The organism is Colwellia meonggei (assembly GCF_057537295.1).
Window position 1 is genome coordinate 423457 of record NZ_BAAJLZ010000003.1, and the last position, 20031, is coordinate 443487.

Sequence of the window (20031 nt, forward strand, 5' to 3'; positions counted from 1 at the left end):
GCCCAATAACAATTCAACTAAAAATTTACTTATTCTATTTTTCTACGTGATTTTTTTGTTAGGTAAAAATTAAGGGTAACTTGTACCTATTTAATTATTATAGATCTATTCATCAGTAACGCACGTTTACTGGCTATATTCTCAAGCATAAAGTTTTGCCGCTATAGCTGTCAGCTAATGTCAAAAGCTAGCGTCTGTTAGTTGTTGAAGAAAAACTTGTCGTAAAGTGATTAGGATTTATTCAGCAAATGCAGAATTTGGTTGCCGAGGCGAATTTCTCTACATGATGTCTGGTCAAACCAAATCCCATTGCGCTATAATCGCTCTTTTGAAAATAACCGTGTAATACTTCATGAAGTTCCCCGGACGCCGTCAGCATAAACATTATTTCCCTGTAGATAATAAAAACCCGTTAACTAATCAAGTAAACCGTGGCCCACAAGCAGTAAAAAACTATATAGTTGGTATTGACCAAGTATTGGTGGATATTGAAGCAAAAGTTGATCAAGCTTTTTTAGATGAATTTGATTTACAACGTGGTATGTCACAAGTGATTTCTGATGATGTGACCGAGCGTCTATATCAGCGTTTAAAAGATGAGTCGCTGGTTAATTATGAATTTGCCGGTGGCACAATAGGTAATACCGTGCACAACTATTCTGTATTGGCAGATGATCGCTCAGTATTATTAGGGGTTATGTCAAAAGATATTCACGTCGGTGACTATGCTTATCGTTTTATTAGTAATACTTCTTCTCGCGTTGATTTAAATTATTTACAACCGGTTGATGGTCCTATTGGTCGTTGTTTTACCTTAATTGATGATACCGGTGAGCGTACTTTTGGTATCAATGCTGGCTTAATTAATCGCCTACACCCTGATTCAATAGATGAATCACTTATTGCTGGTGCTTCAGCCTTAGTCATTAGTTCTTACCTTATGCGAACGCAAGAAGGTGATACTATGACTGAAGCAGCAATTAAAGCTGTTGAATGTGCTAATGCTGCTGGCGTTCCTGTTGTATTGACATTGGGTACTAAATTCTTAATTGAAGAAGAGCCACAGTTTTGGCGTGATTTCGTCAAAAAGCACGTCAACATTTTAACTATGAATGAAGAAGAAGCTTTAGCTATAACAGAGATTACAGATCCGTTACAAGCTGCAGATAAGTGCTTAGACTGGGTTGATATGGTGATATGTACGGCTGGTAAAGAAGGCTTGTATATGGCGGGGTATGTTGACGAAGAATTTAAGCGTGAAAGCGAATATCCATTAATTTCTGGCTATATTAGCGACTTTAATCGTTACGAATATTCTCGACCTATGTTGCTAAAAGAATGTAATAATCCAATGCGTATTTATACACATTCTGCACCATATATGGGGGGGCCAGAAAGCATTAAGAACACAAACGGTGCTGGTGATGCTGCACTTGCAGCTATATTGCACGATTTAAGTGCTAATGTTTACCATAAAAACACCATGGCAAATTCGAGTAAACATAATCAGCCTGCATTAACTTATTCGTCATTATCGCAAATGAGTAAATATGCCAATAGGGCAAGCTATGAAGTTCTTGTTCAACATTCGCCCCGTTTATCTCGTGGTTTACCTGAGCGAGAAGATAGCTTAGATCAAGCTTATTGGGCGCAATAATCTGCTTCAATAACATTTTTCATATCCGATTGCGGAATAAATTGGCTTTACATGACAACACTAACAACACATAAATCATCACAAAGACGATTACTTATTGCACTTGCTATAACCAGTGTTTTTATGTTGATTCAGCTTGTTGGTGCTTTTTATGCTAATTCGCTTGCAGTTTATGCCGACGCTGGACATTTATTTGTTCATAACAGCTCTTTGTTTATTGCTCTTATAGCGTCAACATTAGCGATAAAATTTGGCCAAACTTTTAGTGATGGTTATCGCCGATTAGAGCTGTCAGGCGGCTTAATTAATGGCGTACTATATTTATTAATTAGTTGTTGGATTTTGTTGCAAGGGGCAGAGCGATTACTCGGGCATGAACATCACGACGAACACGAAATTAATACTTTCGTGATGTCATCGGTTGCCTCATTAGGCTTTCTATTTCATGCCGCTTCTGCATTTGTACTTTATAAAGGCCGAAAAGACAGTGTTAATGTTTATGCGGTTTTTCTGCACACCTTCTTTGATTTACTGTCGACCATAGTTACCTTTGTCACCAGTATCGTTATTCACGCTACCGGTTGGACGATTGTTGATTCTTTATCAAGTATTCTTATTTCTATCTTTGTACTTATTACAGGCTCAAAGCTACTTTATAAATGTATAAAAGGGTTGTTTTTTAATGGTGTACGACTACCAGCATTGAGAAAAATTGAAGCTGCATTGGCAAAAGTTGAACATATTGATAATGTTCATAATTTAATCGTGACTAGCGATAACGGCTCGGTCATTGTTGGTGCCCATATTGTGTTAAAACATAAATGTACATTAGAAAAGCATGATGAAATCTGTCGTTTTCAAGTTGAAAAAGTATTAAAAGAACAATTTTCAATTGAAGAAAGTGTCTTACAAATTGAAACCGGCGGTTGTAAGCACCCCGAATAAATTCGCGATTTTATTTCTCGAAATTTAAACGCACTTAACTTAACCGTTAGTGCGTTTATTATTTGCCTTCTTTAAACAGTATCACCCATGAAAATCTGATATTCATCTGTTTGTCATGCTTTCTTCAAAATATTGTCACATAGTTTGATTAATTTAAGGAAAACACCTTAAATGAGTCCTTACAATGAAAAATAAATATTGGCAAATTGAAGAATTCGACGAGTTTGAAGATCAAATTGAAACTCAGAAAAAAAAGGCAATCAAGCAAAATAAACGTAAATGGCGGGAAATTGAGGCTTATAAAGACCGAAAACGTGAGCAAAGAGAGCTTGCCTCTTATGATTGTTATTCCATGATGTAAGCTCGTCAACCATAACAAAATCAAACTAATTTAAGTGTTATTTGTTGTTGGTGTTTAAGTAAGCTTCGATACATCTATAAATGAATAACTCTATTATCTATAAAAGCATTTGGGTAATATAAGCTTATTAACGAGTTACTTTTAATAAGCTTATGACTTTTCCGTTACGACATTTTTTCATATTTTCCTTACTCTTACCTATGTCATCTGCTGCGACAGATATCACTAATATTATGAGTAAAGAAGAGTTCCTGCGATATAAAGATGTTGGTGAATTTATTGATCATGCGCCAAAAGTAACAATTATTGTTGCCGCTGAACAGAGTGATGTTGATGAATATGGCCAAGGTGTTGTAAAAACGCTAACTGGCTCGGATTGTGATCGAGACGGCAAAATGGATAATAACACGACCTGCAATGCTGTTTATTATAAGCTCTGGCTGAAATATAGTTTAGGTAAACACTAAATGAATAAGTTTATTACCTTAATAATTATAGCTTTTGTGTCTGTGTTAATATTTAACCATCACTCGTCAAACGCCGACACATTGAAACCTTTTACTAGCGATGGCTGTAGTGCCTTTCCTGATGGAACCTTTGAACAAAAAGAACTTTGGCTGTCATGTTGTATTCAACACGATTATGATTATTGGCAGGGTGGTACTTATCAACAGCGTTTAATTTCAGATCAAAACTTACAAACTTGTGTTGCTTTAGTGGGCGAGCCAGAAATTGCAGCGCTTATGTTGGCAGGCGTTCGAGTTGGTGGCACACCATATTTACCCACTACATTTCGTTGGGGATATGGTTGGTCATACCCTCGCTTGTATGGTGAGCTAACGGCGCAAGAGCAAAAACAAGTTAAGGCGTTAGCATCAAACCTAGATGAAATAACGATAGATTAAGAGAATTTTATATCGTCATTGGCTTTTTAATTTGATTTTTTGTTTTTATCAAAAGTCTGTTCTCATAGCGCTTAAGATATATTTTCTAACATCTGTTGTTTGTAATTATCTATAGTTTACGCGATATTAAGTGAGCCTTTTCGCCACTTAAAAAAACTGTAATGTTACTTAAAAATTTATCGTACGCATCATTTTCATTATTCCTTACTTTATCGAGTGCTTCAAATCATACCTTTGCATTGCCAGTGAATGCGCTTGATGCCAACGAAGAAAAAATAGTGCAGCAAGTACAAACTGAGCTGCCATTAGCATTGCAGGAAATAGAACAAGCAGTAAATATTAATAGTGGTTCAATGAATTTAGCGGGCGTAAAGCAAGTAGGAGAACTAGCTGAGCAGCAGTTGTCGGCACTGGGTTTCGATGTGCAATGGCTCGATGGAAGTGCTTTTAATCGAGCAGGGCATGTTGTTGCATGGCATAAAAGTAAAAAAGCCGATGCCATTAAGATTTTAATGATCGGTCATCTAGATACCGTGTTTGCAAAGCATGATGACTTTCAAAAATTTAAACGAATTAGCGAAACACAAGCGTCTGGCCCAGGTGTTGCAGATATGAAAGGTGGCAATACCATTATCATTTCAGCATTAAGGACATTAAAAACACTTAATTTGCTCGACAATGTCAGTATTCAAGTGATTTTAACCGGTGATGAAGAAAGTAGCGGTAGACCATTAAGCTTATCTAAGAAGGCAATTGTTGAAGGTGCGAAATGGGCTGATATTGCATTAGGTTTTGAAAATGGTGATAACAATATTGAAACAGGTATGGCTGCGCGCAGAGGTTATGTCGGTTGGACACTAAATGTTTTAGGAAAACCGGCACATTCATCACGAATATTCAGCGATAACGTTGGTTTTGGCGCCATTTATGAAACAGCTCGAATTCTTGAAGCGTTTCGCACTGAATTAGCAAATGAAAAAGATTTAACCTTTAATCCAGGACTTATTGTCGGTGGTACTAAAATTGATGTCGATAAGACAAAGTCTTCGGCGCAGGCGTTTGGTAAAAGTAATGTTATCGCCCAACATGTTACGGTAAAAGGCGATTTACGAGCACTGTCTAATTCGCAAGCGACTCACGCACAACAAGTGATGCAAGATATTGTGTCGAATAACTTAAACCATACCACCGCGACCTTAATATTCGAAGAAGGTTATCCCCCAATGGCATTAACTGAAAGTAATAAACGGTTATTGTCTCTATACAGTCAAATAAGTCAGGATTTAGGTTATAACAAAATAACCGTCGCAAACCCCAGAAACGCCGGTGCTGCAGATATTTCATTTGCTGCTGATCATGTTGTAATGTCGTTAGATGGTTTAGGTTTGATGGGCAGTGGTGCTCACACAAAGGATGAAATAGCAGATTTAACGAGTTTACCTAAAAATATCGAAAAAACGGCACTATTAATCTACCGTTTAGCAAACAAAGCAATAGCAGTTCATTAACCATAATATTACCGAGATTGGCATGCCAAAAGGAAATCAAATGGACACGAAGGCCTTTGAATTTAAGGGTGCAACACTAGAAAACCTTGACAACATTGCTAGGCTGCATGCTAAAAGCTGGCAAGAAAATTATCATCAAGTGTTATCAGCCGACTACCTACAGGATAAAGTTTTTAATGAGCGAACCCTTATATGGAGCAAGCGGCTAGCCGAACCCAAAAACAACCAACATGTCATTATTGCACTCGTTAATGGTAACTTTGCTGGTTTTATTTCTATATTTGGAGCTAACCATCAAGAGTATGGAACCATTATTGATAACCTTCATGTTGCTTCTGATTTTAAAGGGTATGGGCTAGGAACAAGGTTGTTAAATTTAGCCGCTAAATGGGCAGACCAGCACTATAAAAATGATGCTGTTTACCTTGAGGTGCTTGCTTGTAATACCAATGCAATTGGTTTTTATACATCATTAGGCGGTAAAAACGTGGCTTCAGGTATTTGGCATACGCCGTGTGATAATCATACCAAAGAATATATTTATAGCTGGCCTTCTGCTCAGGCGCTATCTAAGCAAACCGAAGGTGGTTTGAGAGTTATTGAGGGATAGCCATTTTAATTGATTAATAGGACCTATATGAAAATTTACTTAGCGTTGTTTTTTGTGTTCATGTTGGCAGCTTGTAGTAGTCAAAGTGTTAGTACAGTTCGAGTTAATGTCGATATTAGCGCGGATAGTGAAAGTAAAATGCTGTCAGGACACAAGTGGCAGCACGGCAGTAAAAACTGCAACAAGAATAAGGAGCCTGCAATAGAAGTTTTTCGTTACCAAGCATCGAGTTATATTTTACGACAAAATAAGTGTCAGCATTTTGAAGCGCCATTTATTTATTTGTTCTTGGGCAATGAAAGGGCGTTGCTACTTGATACAGGCGCTGTCGAAAATGCGGATTCATTTCCTTTAGCTGAAACTGTTCAACAATTAATGGACCAATACCAATTACAAACGGGCATCACTGAGCTTGAGTTGCTGGTTTTACATTCACATGGCCATAGTGATCATTATGCTGGCGATAGCCAATTTTTAAATCAAGAAAATACTGCTGTTGTGTTGCCAACAGAAATTGCCTTGAAAACATTTCTTAACAGCAATCAAAGCCATGACTCCAAAGAAGTTTCAATTGATTTGGGTGAACGAAAAATTACCGTTATAGCAACGCCTGGGCATCAAGAAGAAGCTATTACCCTATATGATTCGCAAACACAGTGGTTATTAACCGGAGATAGTTTTTATCCTGGTTTAGTTTATGTGAAGCACTGGCAAGATTATAGAACGAGTTTGCAAACACTCAGTGAGTTTAGCGAGAAAAATAAGATCAGCGCGGTTTTAGGCGCTCATATTGAAATGAAAGCAACTGCCGGAGAGTTTTATGATATTGGCAGTACTTTTCAGCCCAACGAGGCTGCATTGCCCTTGAATGTCGAGTTATTGCAGTTGCTAGCTCAGCAGCTAGCAAAATACCCTGAACCGACGAAATTAATTTTCGATAATATCATTATTGTACCTATGAATGGGCTGCAACAATCACTCAGTAATTTTGGACGACTAATTAGCCAGTAATGTTAGGGTAATGATAGTAAATTCTTTAAATGTATTAGTAACGTAATAACGTAATAAAGGAATAAATTATGTATGCAATTACTCATCGTGTTGGTATCAATGCTTCTGCTGAGGCTATTTATAAAGCACTTACCACCAATGAAGGGCTAATGACTTGGTGGACGAATGATGTTATTGGTGCTGGAGATATAGGATCTCTTATTAAATTTCGATTTAATGGTGGTGGACCTGACTTTAAAGTTATCGAGTTAAAAACAAATAATTTAGTTCGCTGGCAGCATAGCGGTGATATGCCACAAGCTTGGACAAATACAGAAGTATGCTTCGAAATTCAGCCACACATAGAGCAGACTTTTGTGAATTTTAGCCATACAAACTGGCAAGAATCGTCTGAATTTATGGCGCATTGCTGCACAAAGTGGGGGGTATTTTTATTGAGTCTTAAAGATGCATTAGAAACAGGGAAAGGTAGGGCCTTTCCTAATGATATTCATATCGACCATTCGTGATTAAGTTTAACAGGTAAACGGTTAGCTAAATGACAAATCTAAATATTTATTAAGTTTTTCATTAGTTAAACGTTGTGGAGTAAGTTGGTCAACAATCTCTAAAGCTTGATACACTTTACTTAATCCAACCTTATCATCTAGTGGTATTTTTTCAAAAGTTGGTGCTTCAATAGTTTCTTTCAATAAGCCTAAGGTGTTTTGCAGTTTATCTTTGAAATCGCTTTCTTGTTTGGCTTCTTCAACATTAGTAATTATTTCTTTTGCTCCTTCTAGCGCTTTAATTAGAGCATTTAGAGCTTCACTTTGTTGCTCGGAACCGTTGTCAGTATCTTGACTGTCATCATCATCTGACTGCAAGCGTTTAAGTAAATCACCAATAAAGTCTGTCAGGCTCATTGTTGGATTTTCAATTTCAGTTGCAATACTCTCTGTTTTTGTCGTTGTGTTTGTTAATTTTGCGTATTCATTTTGTGAGATCAGCCCTAATTGGTACGCACGTTCCTTCAGTGACTCGACATCGTTAAAGTTTAGTGTCGCGCCATTGAAAAACTCACTGCTGATAGCGTTAATTTTTTGTGCTCGATTGGAAAGGTATAAGTTACTTTGGCTTTTACTATTTTCCACTAACTTATCAGCACTTTGTGCTTTATGCTTTTCAATAATGTTGTCAACTTCGGAAGTGTTTGTTGATGACGATGTGGTATTTAAGCTGGTATTTAAAATTGCACCGTAAGTGTTTATGTTATTAACCATTTGCATAATTCAAAAAATTGACATGCATATTTATATACAAAATATAGGCCAATAGAGTTTTTTAAATTGAATATTTTGCAAGGTACTATTTGTTGGTAATGCTATTTATGCACGAGAGTGATATTTAGTGGCAATATTTATTATGACATAATACATACATTGGCAGAGTGCGCTTTTGAATGCCCCATAAAACAAATTTTCTTGAATAATATTTTGCAAAAAGATAGTTCAAAAAGCTCTGCATCATTATTCAATTTCTAATAAATTAGAGCAGGTAATCGTAGTGGAAAACAAATTGATCAATATTTTAAGCTCTCTCAAATATGATGCGGTATTTTTTGGACCGCAAGGCTTTCTTCTTATGACGTCAGAATCAACGTTTGAGCAGGCGCAACTAGGATTTGGGCGAGATGAAGATGGCCTTGATTTATTTGGTTCAAGCGCTGGTGATTGGCAGTCATCTTGGCAAGTTATCGCAAGAGATACTGAATTAGGCGACCCATATTTTGTTGATACAAATGATCATGAGCTACCAGTCTACACTGCATTTTTAGGTGAATCAGGTTGGGAGTGCGAGCAAGTAAGTAGCACGTTAACGGGTTTTGTTGATTGCATGCATTTATTACAAAGTCATGGTGAACAATCTCAAGCACAGTTTTTCCCTGATGATAAAACCGTTGTCGATGACGTTAAGTTGGCTAATTTACAACAGCAATTAACTGATATTTCATCTGCTGTAGGGTATTGGCAATATTTCTTTCGTTGCTATCAAGATTGGTTACATGAAGATTAGCAATAATTATCAAGTTTTTGGTTTCTTTCATTAATAGAGTAACACTTCAATAGAGCCATTTAGGAAGGTAATTAAATGCGTAAATATTCATTAAGGTTTGATGAAGTATTACAGCATATAGAGTGATTTTGACGTCGTTCTTTCTACTGAAACATTAGCTAATATTGCTTGTATCACCAATCATGAAGTGGCAGAAAATTCTCAAGGAGTATTAAATAAAACAATTCCCGCTGGAGAATGCGTTAAATATCAACTTATTGGTAACGATGATAGGTTAGGCGTCAGTGAAGCTGAAACTATCACTGATACTTAACTGTCATACGTAACCTTAGTTAATACTTGTTAGATTTAAAAAATGAAGGATCATGATTAATGAATGTCTGGTTAATTTCTGCTGGTTTATTAAGTAGCTCAGCTGCGTTGTTGCATATAGGTTGTATTTATTTTGGTGCAAGTTGGTATCGATTTTTTGGTGCCGGTGAACAAATGGCACTTATGGCAGAGCAAGGTAGTTTACAGCCAACAATAATTACCTCTGGTATTGTCACTGTGTTAATTGTTTGGGCTTTATATGCTTTTTCTGCAGCTGGTGCAATTGTAGCCTTACCTTTTACTCGAATGATGCTGATTTTAATTTCGGCAGTTTACTTGTTACGAGGTATTGCCGGTTTTTTTCTTATTTTTAACCCGTTAGGGCGAACACCTGATTTTTGGTTATGGAGTTCGAGTATTTGTTTAGTGATTGCTTTGGTACATATCTGGGGATTAAAACAAAGTTGGTTTTCTCTTTAAAAATCAAAATGAGCATTTTGTTTGTTTTTTAAATGATTAGTGTAAGTGTCGGGTGAAAGTCGGCGTGATTTCGTAACCGTCAGGTTATAAAGTGACAAATAATTTTGATTTGAAAGTGCAAAGGTATAAGCAATGATTTTAAAACAACTTCGTTTGAGTCGTCATCTATCGCAAGAGCAATTAGCACAAATGTCTGGGCTAAATGTTAGAACAATACAGCGTATAGAAAGTGGCAAAAATGCTAGTGTAGAATCTTTAAAATGTTTAGCTTCTGCGCTTAATGTTGATATAGCGACTTTAAATCAGGAGAAATTTAACGTGGATAAACGTTCAGGTAACTGGCAAAAATTACCATGGTTACTAAAAATTTGGTTTGTATTTAACTTTCTACAAACTCGGCCTACACGTAAATCGGCTGTTAGAATTGAAGTGATTACCCATATTAGTGGTTTTATATTTTGTTGTGTAGGACTGGTAAGTGAGGTTGCATTGGTGGGAGGCTTAATGATGCTATCAATTGCTTATTTATTCTTATTACTAAAATATCAAGGTGATAAATATGGTATTTGGTATGATGAAGCATAGGCCTATTAAAATGTGTCTTTGAGCAGTCACCTTCGTATGAAACTTATTAGGCTAAGAAGATATATTTTACTTTTTGGCCTAATTCCTGCCAAATTTTCATTCACTTCTAATATGAAAAATCGTAATAAATAGTCTATCTATCGCTGAAAAGTTGCGCCAGCAATTATCTTTAACAATTGAATTTTTAAACTTTATTACTGATTATTAAGCTTTTTTTATTTTGATTGAATTATTTTAATGAGAAATCACATTACTGGTTTGACCACTGGTCGGATGTGTGTGTATACTCGTTAGCACTTATGCAGTAATGCAAAAAATTATTATTAGAAGTGTTAGGAGTTATACATGCTGAGTTATAAAGCACCGGTTGCAGATATTAAATTCTTATTTGAAGATGTGTTTGACTATTACGGGCATTACAAAAAGCATCCTGAATTTGAAGAGGCCACGCCTGATTTAGTTGACGCTATTATCGAAGAGTGTGCCAAATTCAGTGAAAATGAATTACTACCACTTAATCAAAGCGGCGATGAAGAAGGTTGTACCTTTGATAATGGCACAGTAACTACACCTAAAGGTTTTAAAGGCGCATATCAACAATTTGTTGAAGGCGGCTGGCCAAGCTTATCTCATCCAGTTGAACATGGTGGACAAGGCTTACCATCTTCACTAGGTATGGTGGTTTCTGAACTTATGGGCACTGCAAACTGGTCATGGGCTATGTATCCAGGCCTAAGCCATGGCGCCATGAACACCATTCACACTCATGGTACGGACGAGCAAAAAGAGCTATACCTTACCCGTTTAATCGAAGGCTCATGGACTGGTACTATGTGTTTAACTGAGCCACAATGTGGCACAGATTTAGGTCAAGTTAAAACTAAAGCTGAGCCAAACGGAGACGGTACTTATAACATTACGGGTACTAAAATTTTCATCTCAGCAGGTGAACATGACTTAACAGATAACATTGTACATATTGTTTTGGCCCGACTGCCAGGAGCGCCTGAAGGTACAAAAGGTATCTCACTATTTATTGTTCCTAAAATGCAAACCGACGAACAAGGAAATATTGGTGAGTTTAACAATGTTTCGTGTGGTTCAATTGAACACAAAATGGGTATCAAAGCGTCAGTAACAGCTGTGCTTAACTTTGATAACGCTAAAGGTGTATTGATTGGCCCTGAAAATAAAGGTTTAGAGTGTATGTTCACCTTTATGAATACAGCGCGCGTTGGTACTGCACTACAAGGAGTTTGTGCCGCTGAACTGGCTTATCAAAACTCATTGATTTACGCCAAAGAGCGTTTATCTATGCGCTCTTTATCAGGTACTAAACATCCAGATAAAGTGGCAGATCCGATTATATGTCATCCTGATGTTCGTAAAATGCTGATGACGCAAAAAGCTATCAGTGAAGGTGGTCGTGCAATGATTTATTACACGGCGAAATTGGTAGATGAAATTGAAAATGCGAAGTCTGAAGAAGATCGCAAGAAAGCTGACTTTAGCTTAGGTTTTATTACACCTATTTTAAAAGCATTTTTAACTGAGTTAGGCTCAGAAAGTGCTAATCATGGTTTACAAATATTTGGTGGTCATGGTTTTATTAAAGAATGGGGTATGGAACAAATTGTTCGTGATACGCGTATTTCGACACTTTACGAGGGCACCACTGGTATTCAAGCGTTAGATTTACTCGGTCGTAAAATATTGATGACCCGCGGTAAATCATTGAATGCTTTTGCCAAAGAGATTCTTATTTATTGTAAAGATAAGAGCATGCTATCAAGCAATCCACATAAGCGCCAAATGAATAAATTTATTTGGCCACTAAGTAAAACGGTTGCGAAATGGCAACAATACACCATTCGTTTAGGACTTAAAGCGAAGAAAGATCGTGATGTGGTAGGCTCTGCGTCTGTTGATTTCTTAATGTATTCTGGGTATGTCGTTATGGCGTACTTCTGGGCTCAAATGGCACAAGCTGCCTACGAAAAATTAGCGACAGATGTTGAAAATCGTGATTTTTATCGTGCAAAAATTAAAACTGCTGAGTTTTATTTTGAACGTTTATTGCCGCGTACTAAGTCATTAGCAACTACTATGATGGCTGATCCAAAAACATTAATGCAGCTTGATGAAGAATTACTTTCATTTCTTTAAAAAGTAATTAAAAACTAGCTAAACTTACGATTAACCATACTCTATTCAGAGTATGGTTTTTTTATGGGGTTCTTATTTGTTTTGAGATAAAAATTAAGGTGTGTGGCATGAAAGCAATGATACAAACGTGGTTTCAGTTATGGCAAACCGGAAATTTTAAAGACTTACCCATCAGTGATAATTTTCGGCATCAAAGTCCATTCGGCACAATAACCGGTAAACAAGCCTATCTAGCTTTGGTAGAGTCTAATAAAGATAAGTTTTTAGGTTATCAATTCATTATTCATGACATGGTAACGGCGGGTGATAAAGTGTGTGTTCGTTACACGGCTATTCAAAACGAGTTTCGTCTTGATGTCAGTGAATGGCATTATATAAACGGGGATTTAATTGAAAAAGTAATTGCCTATTACCATATTGGTGATATTCACCCTGACCGGAAATTAAGCATATAGAAATCCTAGTTATAGGGCACTATCTTTTGGCATCAGAATCGTTTTCAAAAACCGTCAATTATCATTTTTGATTGAAAATAAGTGAGCAATGTTGTGCATTAAAATGGTGATGGAAATTGCTTTAACACTTGCTTGATATCATCAACCGCTGCTTTAGGCAAAGGTTCGTTAAATGCATCAATGTTTTCAGTTAATTGTGCTAGGCTTGTCGCGCCAATAATAGTGGAAGTTACGCCATCTACCTGATCACACCATTTCAATGCCAACTGTGCTGGTGATAGTTGGTGTTGTTTTGCGATCTCTACATACGCTTTCACGGCCGCATTGGCATTTTCAGTATCACGAAATAGCCCATGTCTTTGCATCAAGGTAAAACGGCTGCCACTTGGGCGTAAACCATTAATATATTTCCCTGTTAGTAAGCCAGTTGCTAGCGGAGACCAAGGTAAATAGGCAATATCTTCATGAACACAATTTTCAATTAAATAAGGCCAATCTTTGGTATGTAGCAAATTAAATTCATTTTGTAACGATACCATGCGAGGCAAGTTGTGTTCTTTGCTTAATTGCAAATACTGGTTGATACCCCACGGAGTATCGTCAGATAAACCACAATAGCGAATTTTACCGGCTTTAACGCAATTGTCGAGGCCGTGCAAAATATCTAACATTTCTTCAGTTTGTTGTTCGGCATTAACTGATGTGTAATTGTTAGCGTTTGGCCAATGGTTACCAAAATGAGGTGATTGACGATTAGGCCAATGTAATTGATATAGATCGATATAATCAGTCTGAAGCCGCTTTAGGGAACCCTCTACAGCGCTTATGACTGTTTTGGCCGAAATTTTACTGCCATCACGAATGTAAGAAAAACCTGGGCCAGCAATTTTGGAAGCTAAAACAATATTTTTGCGTCGAGACGGGTTGGCACTTAACCAATTTCCGATTATTGTTTCAGTTTTTCCATAGGTATCAGCAGAGGGTGGTACGGCATACATTTCCGCCGTATCAATGAAGTTAATTCCATGCATTTGCGCATAATCAATTTGTTGATTAGCATCGGCTTGGCTGTTCTGTAGACCCCAAGTCATACTGCCTAAACAAATACGAGATACTTGCAGTGAACTACTTCCTAATCGTTCGTACTTCATATAACCACCTTGCTAGGTAAAAACTCTAAAACATGACTTAAATATATGCTCTAACGGATCCATCTTAGGAGTTTAAATTTCATTTTTCCATAAGGAGCAAATCTGACGGGTAAATCTTTAATAAATGGCCTTGCTAATACTGATTTTAAGTGGCTAAAGTTATCAAATCCTGCTTTTCCACTATACTGGCCCATACCGCTTGGTCCGACACCACCAAAAGGCAGTTCTGGCACTGCATTAAACATAATAACGTCGTTTATACATTGACTACCTGAACTAATTTCATTTACCCAAGTTTGGCATTGCTCTTTATCTTTACTGAAAATATAAGAAGATAATGGCTTATCGCGCTCTTTGACAAACTGTTTTGCTGCGTCAAAACTGTTAATACTGATAATAGGCAGTATTGCACCGAAAATTTCATCAGACATTAATGAGGAATCTAGAGGGGGATCAACAATAATTGTTGGCTCAATATAGCGTTCTGCAATATTAAAATTGCCGCCAACATCAGCAGTTAGTCCTGATAAATACTGGCTAATACGCTCAGCATGGCGCTCGTTGACTATTTTTCCGTAACTAGTGCTTTGTTGTGGATCTTTACCAAACATTTTTTCTATTTGTGTTTTTAAAGCTTCAACAAGGGGTTTAACCATATTAGTTGACGTAAGAATATAATCAGGGGCAATACAGGTTTGCCCGGCATTCATCCATTTTCCCCAAGCTATGCGTTGTGCCGTAATGGTTAAATCCGTACTTTCATCTACGTATACAGGGCTTTTACCGCCTAACTCAAGCGTTACGGGAGTTAAATGTTTTGCCGCTGCAGCCATAACAATACGAGCAACTTGGCCATTTCCTGTATACATAATATGATCAAAGGGTAATGAAAGTAGGGCGGTTGTTTCTTCAACAGCGCCTTCAACAACTGAAACGGCTTGTGGCTCTAAGTATTTCGGTATAAGTTTGGCAAGTAAACTTGATGTTGCTGGCGCCAATTCAGATGGTTTAACAATTGCACAATTACCGGCAGCAATAACGGCTACAAGTGGTGCAAGTATAAGTTGTAAAGGATAATTCCAAGCACCAATAATAAGAACAGTACCTTGGGGCTCAGGCTGAATATATGAACGACCTGGCTGAGCAACAATTGGAGTAGCTACACGGCGTTTATTTGCCCAACTGTTAAGTTTTTTACAAACATGATCTACATCACCGGTTACATAGGAAAGCTCTGTAATCCAAGCCTCTTGCGCAGGTTTACCTAAGTCTTCAGCAAGAGCCGTAAGAAAAGCATCTTCGTTGTCATTTACTAAACGTTTAATTTGTTGAAGTTGCTGCTTACGCCAGTTTAAATCTCGGGTGTTATTGTTGAAAAAAAACTGCTGGTGCTTGGTTAACTGCTCATTAAAATCCACAATTGTTCCTTGCTTACTAAATGGTCGGATGACTTAATTTAACCCATTTATGAAGCGAGTACAAAGCTTTAATTTTTATGGCTTTATTCTAATTATAATCGCTAATATTTGATGGATAGTTTTCAAAATATCATTATCATTTATTGGTGTAGTCACTTGTAATTGACGATAACCTGTATCTTGAATTTGGCTAAGAAGAATTTCGGCGTTAATTTCAATGTCATCTTGCGCAAAGTATTGGCAAAGTTGTAAGCAAGGTTGTAATTGCGCAAGGTGAAGTTGCTGCGAAATGAAAACAAGTTCAGGAGTTACATGCATTTCGCTAAATAATTGTTTCTCGACAATAAGTTGCTGAGGGTTGCTACTTATGTTGGCGGTAATCATGTTGCTTATTAGTGGTGTTAATTTTTCTCTCAACTCAACACGAACACTTACTCGGCGTAAGTCAGCTTTGCTAAGGCCGTCAACTAGATCAATAATAGGTTGCCATTGCTCAGCAATATTGTGGATTATATTGGCAGCGTTTAATTCAAATGCTTGTCTTACTAACTCTTGAATATCTTTAAAGTAATATGTCGTTAATGACAATTGTATGTTGGCGTGAGAAGCAATAGCTCGGTGAGTTGCCCCCTTAATGCCTTGGGCAGCGAGGACCGCAATTGCAGATTCTAATATTAGGTGTTTTGTTCTTTCGCCTTTACTGCGTCTCTTTTTTACAATTTGTTCATCGGTTACTAACATGGATCTTTTATACTCGTGGAGTTACGTTTGTTAAAAACTTGTAATGAGGGTAATTTATAATGTTTCAGAGCCAGTTACAATGCTCTCTAGTAATGGCTTTGTTACAATTCTGAAACAATGTTAGCAAATCTTTCCAGCAAGCATAAGAGGTCAAAGCCATTCCGATTGTAATATTGTGTGTTTATTACTGGCCGAATAATAATATAGAGATAAAAAAATCCCCCAAGTTTATTCAAATAAACTTGGGGGATTACTTATCCGTAACTTTTTAAAGGCTAAAACTAACCTGCTTTTAAATAGTCTGACTCAAAGTCATCAACGTTAATCGCCGCTTTACGAGCGATTTCAGTAGCTGTTAACAGGTCTGCTTCGTCTCGATTGATGATATTGGCCGCTAAACCTTTTTCTGCAACAATATCAAGGTTGTAGAATGGAAGCTTTTCACCTAATTCACGACAGATTTTGTCAAAAATAGGCTCACAAGCGATGATGTCATCTAGTGTTTGCTCTAATTGACCAAGTACATTTTCTGGTTCACGAGTTATGTACTGTCCTTCTCCTAAGCGGCTGCGACTTTCGTTTGGTGTTTGCATCAATTTAGCCACTTTATGGTCAGTAACATCAGAAGGTTTTTTCAAATTACAGCCTAACGGTAAAATAATTACTTTTAGTGCATTTGCAACTAGCTTATTCGGAAAGTTACTAATAAGTTCACTAATAGCTTGTTGAATATTATACAGGCTGTCTTCCAGTGCCCATTGTACTAATGGTAAATCAGCACTTTGGCGTCCTTCGTCGTTGTAACGCTTTAGGGTAGCTGATGCTAAATATAGGTAACTTAAAATATCACCAAGGCGTGCTGATATACGCTCACGGCGTTTTAAATCGCCACCTAAGGTCAACATAGCAACGTCTGATAACATGGCTAAATTAGAGCTAAAACGTGTCATAAGCTGATAATAGCGACGGGTTTCATCGTTGTATGGTGAGCTTAGAGCATAACTTCCGGTGAATGAGAACCAAACACTTCGGCAAATGTTACTGATTGCAAAGCCGATATGTCCAAACAGTGCATGATCAAAATCATTTAATGCTTGTTGTTGATCTTCGTTTCCTGCAGCTGAAAGCTCAGCTAAAACATAAGGGTGACAACGAATAGCACCTTGACCATAAATAATCATACTACGAGTAAGAATATTGGCACCTTCAACTGTTATGGCAACAGGGGCACCTTGATAACCACGGGCAAGGTAATTACCAGGCCCCATACAAATGCCTTTACCACCGTGAATATCCATAGCGTCGGCAACACAGTTACGCATTTTTTCCGTTAAGTGGTACTTTGAGATGGCTGAAATAACACTGGGTTTTTCGCCCATGTCGATAGCACCAGTTGACATAGTTGTTACGGCATCCATCAAGTAAGCATTACCACCAATACGCGCTAAAGCTTCTTCAACACCTTCCATTTTACCAATAGAGATTTTAAATTGGCGACGAATGCGGCTATAAGCCCCAGTTGCTAACGCTAAAGACTTAATGCCGCCAGCACTGTTTGAAGGCAGGGTAATTGCACGGCCAACTGATAAACACTCAACTAGCATACGCCAGCCTTGGCCCGCCATTTCGGGGCCACCAATGATAAAGTCTAATGGCACAAAAACTTCATTACCTTGGGTTGGACCATTTTGAAATGGCACATTTAAAGGAAAGTGGCGACGACCGGTTATCACACCTTCGACATCGGTTGGAATTAAAGCACATGTAATGCCTAAATCTTCCTGTTCGCCAAGGAGATGATCGGGATCTTGTAATTTAAAAGCTAAGCCTAACACAGTCGCAATTGGCGCTAGGGTAATATAACGTTTGTTCCAAGTAAGTTTCATACCGAGAACTTCTTCGCCATTATACTCACCACGGCAAACCACACCAAAGTCTGGAATCGCACCAGCGTCGGAACCTGCTTCCGGGCTAGTTAATGCAAAACATGGAATTTCTTCACCTTTAACTAGGCGAGGTAAATAGTAATCTTGTTGTTCTTTGGTGCCGTAATGTTGCAACAATTCGCCTGGGCCTAATGAGTTAGGCACACCAACGGTAGACGATAGTACAGTACTAACACTTGATAATTTTTGTAATACACGAGACTGAGCGTAAGCACAAAATTCTAAGCCACCATATTGTTTTTTAATGATCATGGCGAAGAACTTATTATCTTTTAAATATTGCCAAACCTCAGGTGATAAATCAGCAAGTTCATGAGTGGTTTGCCAGTCATCGGTCATACGACAAACTTCTTCAACAGGACCATCTAAAAACGCCTGCTCTTCAGCACTAAGGCGAGGTTTAGGGTAGTTGTGTAATTTTTTCCAATCTGGAGTTCCTCGAAATAACTCCGCCTCGAACCAAGTGGTACCTGCGTCAATTGCTTCTTGTTCGGTCTTTGACATTTCTGGCATAATACCTTTGAACATAGCCAACAACGGTTTGGTTATGTATTGTTTGCGAATATCGTCAACATTAAGTGGTATAGCGATTACCGTAAATAGTATCCATGAGAAAAACGAGATGACATTGAAGAAGGTTCCTATAATCATCAGTGCGGTAAATGCTATGGTAAATGAAGTGAGCGATGCCCTAGAATAGGCCATAAACCCGCTGAGTGCGATGGCAAGTAATGCCCAAGTTAAATAATCCACATGTGTTCCTTAATGTTGATACATAATGTTGTCTAATTTAGTCAAAACCTTGAGGTCTGACCAGATTGATTCTTTAAGCTTAATTGCAATAGCGAGTAAATTCAAATTATTTAACATTTAGCTTATATAAAATATAAGACTAGATTTTACGGAGTTTAAAAAAGTGTGTGAATTACTGGCGATGTCTGCCAATGTACCAACAGATATTTGTTTTAGTTTTAGTGGCCTGATGCAGCGCGGTGGCAATACTGGGCCACATAAAGACGGTTGGGGCATTACCTTTTATGAAGGTAAGGGCTGTCGTAGTTTTAAAGACCCTTTACCGAGCGCAGAGTCTCCAATCGCGAAACTCGTTACCGATTATCCGATAAAAAGTGAGACAGTTGTCTGCCATATTCGCCAAGCTAATTCAGGCGAAATTTCACTGGTTAACACGCACCCGTTTATTCGCCCTATGTGGGGGAAAAATTGGACCTATGCTCATAATGGCCAGCTTGACAACTTTAAAAGCGAATTGATGATTAAATATCATTTACCGGTTGGCGAAACTGACAGTGAGCATGCTTTTTGTTGGTTACTTGATCAACTTTTGCATAAGTTTGATGGCGACGAGCCTGAAGCAACCGTATTGTTTGATTTTATCGTTGAGCAATGTCGTCAAATTAATAAACTTGGTGTTTTTAATTTGTTGCTAACTGACGGCGATAATTTATTTGTTTATTGTGCTAATAAGCTGCATTGGTTAACACGTAAAGCACCATTTGGAAAAGCTAGCCTTATTGATGCTGAAATGGTGGTGAACTTTGAACAAGAAACTACAGAAAATGATATTGTTACCGTAATTGCAACTCAGCCACTAACTGATGATGAAACATGGCAAAAAATGCAACCGCAAGAAGGCTTATTATTTAGGAAAGGGCAGTTAATTTGCCAAAGCAAAGTTGATTAGTTTAAATATATTCTTGGGTTAGC

The 20031-nt window shown here is 37.6% G+C and carries 21 protein-coding genes; 16 read left to right on the forward strand and 5 right to left on the reverse strand.

Annotated features, from left to right (window positions below):
* The first annotated feature begins 352 nt into the window (after window positions 1-352).
* From AC27E9_RS10350 to AC27E9_RS10390, 9 genes are all read left to right on the forward strand, one after another.
* Window positions 353-1657 (forward strand): inosine/guanosine kinase, encoded by a 1305-nt coding sequence (locus AC27E9_RS10350; protein ID WP_487129840.1) that lies wholly within the window; start codon window positions 353-355, stop codon window positions 1655-1657.
* 51 nt (window positions 1658-1708) lie between these two features.
* The gene (locus AC27E9_RS10355; RefSeq protein ID WP_487129842.1) at window positions 1709-2602 is read left to right on the forward strand and encodes a cation diffusion facilitator family transporter; all 894 of its coding nucleotides are present in this window, start codon (window positions 1709-1711) and stop codon (window positions 2600-2602) included.
* Window positions 2603-2786: 184 nt separating this feature from the next.
* Window positions 2787-2963: a DUF3545 family protein gene (locus tag AC27E9_RS10360; RefSeq protein WP_487129844.1), complete on the forward strand. Its 177-nt coding sequence runs from the start codon at window positions 2787-2789 to the stop codon at window positions 2961-2963.
* Window positions 2964-3115: 152 nt separating this feature from the next.
* Complete coding sequence (locus tag AC27E9_RS10365) at window positions 3116-3430, forward strand: hypothetical protein (RefSeq protein WP_487129846.1); 315 nt, start codon at window positions 3116-3118, stop codon at window positions 3428-3430.
* The gene (locus tag AC27E9_RS10370; RefSeq protein WP_487129848.1) at window positions 3431-3868 is read left to right on the forward strand and encodes a hypothetical protein; all 438 of its coding nucleotides are present in this window, start codon (window positions 3431-3433) and stop codon (window positions 3866-3868) included.
* Window positions 3869-4029: 161 nt separating this feature from the next.
* A complete protein-coding gene (locus AC27E9_RS10375; protein ID WP_487129850.1) occupies window positions 4030-5376 on the forward strand; it encodes a M20/M25/M40 family metallo-hydrolase in 1347 nt (448 codons plus the stop codon).
* Between the two features lie 40 nt (window positions 5377-5416).
* A complete protein-coding gene (locus AC27E9_RS10380; RefSeq protein WP_487129852.1) occupies window positions 5417-5986 on the forward strand; it encodes a GNAT family N-acetyltransferase in 570 nt (189 codons plus the stop codon).
* 27 nt (window positions 5987-6013) lie between these two features.
* On the forward strand, window positions 6014-6997 hold the full coding sequence (locus AC27E9_RS10385; RefSeq protein WP_487129854.1) for an MBL fold metallo-hydrolase: 984 nt from the start codon (window positions 6014-6016) through the stop codon (window positions 6995-6997).
* 68 nt (window positions 6998-7065) lie between these two features.
* Window positions 7066-7506, forward strand: coding sequence for an SRPBCC family protein (locus AC27E9_RS10390; RefSeq protein ID WP_487129856.1), 441 nt, complete (start codon window positions 7066-7068; stop codon window positions 7504-7506).
* 21 nt (window positions 7507-7527) lie between these two features.
* Here the strand turns inward: AC27E9_RS10390 and AC27E9_RS10395 are convergent, their stop codons facing one another.
* The gene (locus AC27E9_RS10395) at window positions 7528-8259 is read right to left on the reverse strand and encodes a hypothetical protein (RefSeq protein ID WP_487129858.1); all 732 of its coding nucleotides are present in this window, start codon (window positions 8257-8259) and stop codon (window positions 7528-7530) included.
* Between the two features lie 361 nt (window positions 8260-8620).
* Here AC27E9_RS10395 and AC27E9_RS10400 point away from each other — a divergent pair, with 361 nt between their 5' ends.
* The 6 genes from AC27E9_RS10400 to AC27E9_RS10425 all read left to right on the forward strand — a co-directional run bounded on the left by AC27E9_RS10400 (window position 8621) and on the right by AC27E9_RS10425 (window position 13050).
* Window positions 8621-9052 (forward strand): hypothetical protein, encoded by a 432-nt coding sequence (locus AC27E9_RS10400; RefSeq protein WP_487129860.1) that lies wholly within the window; start codon window positions 8621-8623, stop codon window positions 9050-9052.
* A gap of 187 nt (window positions 9053-9239) precedes the next feature.
* Window positions 9240-9365 (forward strand): hypothetical protein, encoded by a 126-nt coding sequence (locus AC27E9_RS10405; protein WP_487129862.1) that lies wholly within the window; start codon window positions 9240-9242, stop codon window positions 9363-9365.
* A 59-nt stretch (window positions 9366-9424) separates the two neighbouring features.
* Window positions 9425-9844: a hypothetical protein gene (locus AC27E9_RS10410; protein WP_487129864.1), complete on the forward strand. Its 420-nt coding sequence runs from the start codon at window positions 9425-9427 to the stop codon at window positions 9842-9844.
* A 132-nt stretch (window positions 9845-9976) separates the two neighbouring features.
* Entirely contained in the window at window positions 9977-10429 is a 453-nt protein-coding gene (locus tag AC27E9_RS10415) for a helix-turn-helix domain-containing protein (protein ID WP_487129866.1), read from the forward strand.
* 345 nt (window positions 10430-10774) lie between these two features.
* Complete coding sequence (locus AC27E9_RS10420) at window positions 10775-12595, forward strand: acyl-CoA dehydrogenase C-terminal domain-containing protein (protein WP_487129868.1); 1821 nt, start codon at window positions 10775-10777, stop codon at window positions 12593-12595.
* Window positions 12596-12702: 107 nt separating this feature from the next.
* A complete protein-coding gene (locus AC27E9_RS10425; RefSeq protein WP_487129870.1) occupies window positions 12703-13050 on the forward strand; it encodes a nuclear transport factor 2 family protein in 348 nt (115 codons plus the stop codon).
* Window positions 13051-13148: 98 nt separating this feature from the next.
* Here the strand turns inward: AC27E9_RS10425 and AC27E9_RS10430 are convergent, their stop codons facing one another.
* From AC27E9_RS10430 to fadE, 4 genes are all read right to left on the reverse strand, one after another.
* Window positions 13149-14201, reverse strand: coding sequence for an aldo/keto reductase (locus tag AC27E9_RS10430; protein ID WP_487129871.1), 1053 nt, complete (start codon window positions 14199-14201; stop codon window positions 13149-13151).
* A gap of 50 nt (window positions 14202-14251) precedes the next feature.
* On the reverse strand, window positions 14252-15619 hold the full coding sequence (locus AC27E9_RS10435) for an aldehyde dehydrogenase family protein (RefSeq protein WP_487129873.1): 1368 nt from the start codon (window positions 15617-15619) through the stop codon (window positions 14252-14254).
* Window positions 15620-15694: 75 nt separating this feature from the next.
* Window positions 15695-16360 carry a TetR/AcrR family transcriptional regulator gene (locus AC27E9_RS10440; protein ID WP_487129875.1) on the reverse strand — a complete coding sequence of 222 codons (666 nt, stop codon included), beginning with the start codon at window positions 16358-16360 and terminating at the stop codon, window positions 15695-15697.
* Between the two features lie 281 nt (window positions 16361-16641).
* Entirely contained in the window at window positions 16642-19059 is a 2418-nt protein-coding gene (gene fadE / locus AC27E9_RS10445) for an acyl-CoA dehydrogenase FadE (RefSeq protein WP_487129877.1), read from the reverse strand.
* Window positions 19060-19222: 163 nt separating this feature from the next.
* Between fadE and AC27E9_RS10450 the strand changes: the two genes are divergently transcribed.
* A complete protein-coding gene (locus AC27E9_RS10450) occupies window positions 19223-20008 on the forward strand; it encodes a class II glutamine amidotransferase (protein ID WP_487129879.1) in 786 nt (261 codons plus the stop codon).
* The last annotated feature ends 23 nt before the right edge of the window (window positions 20009-20031 follow it).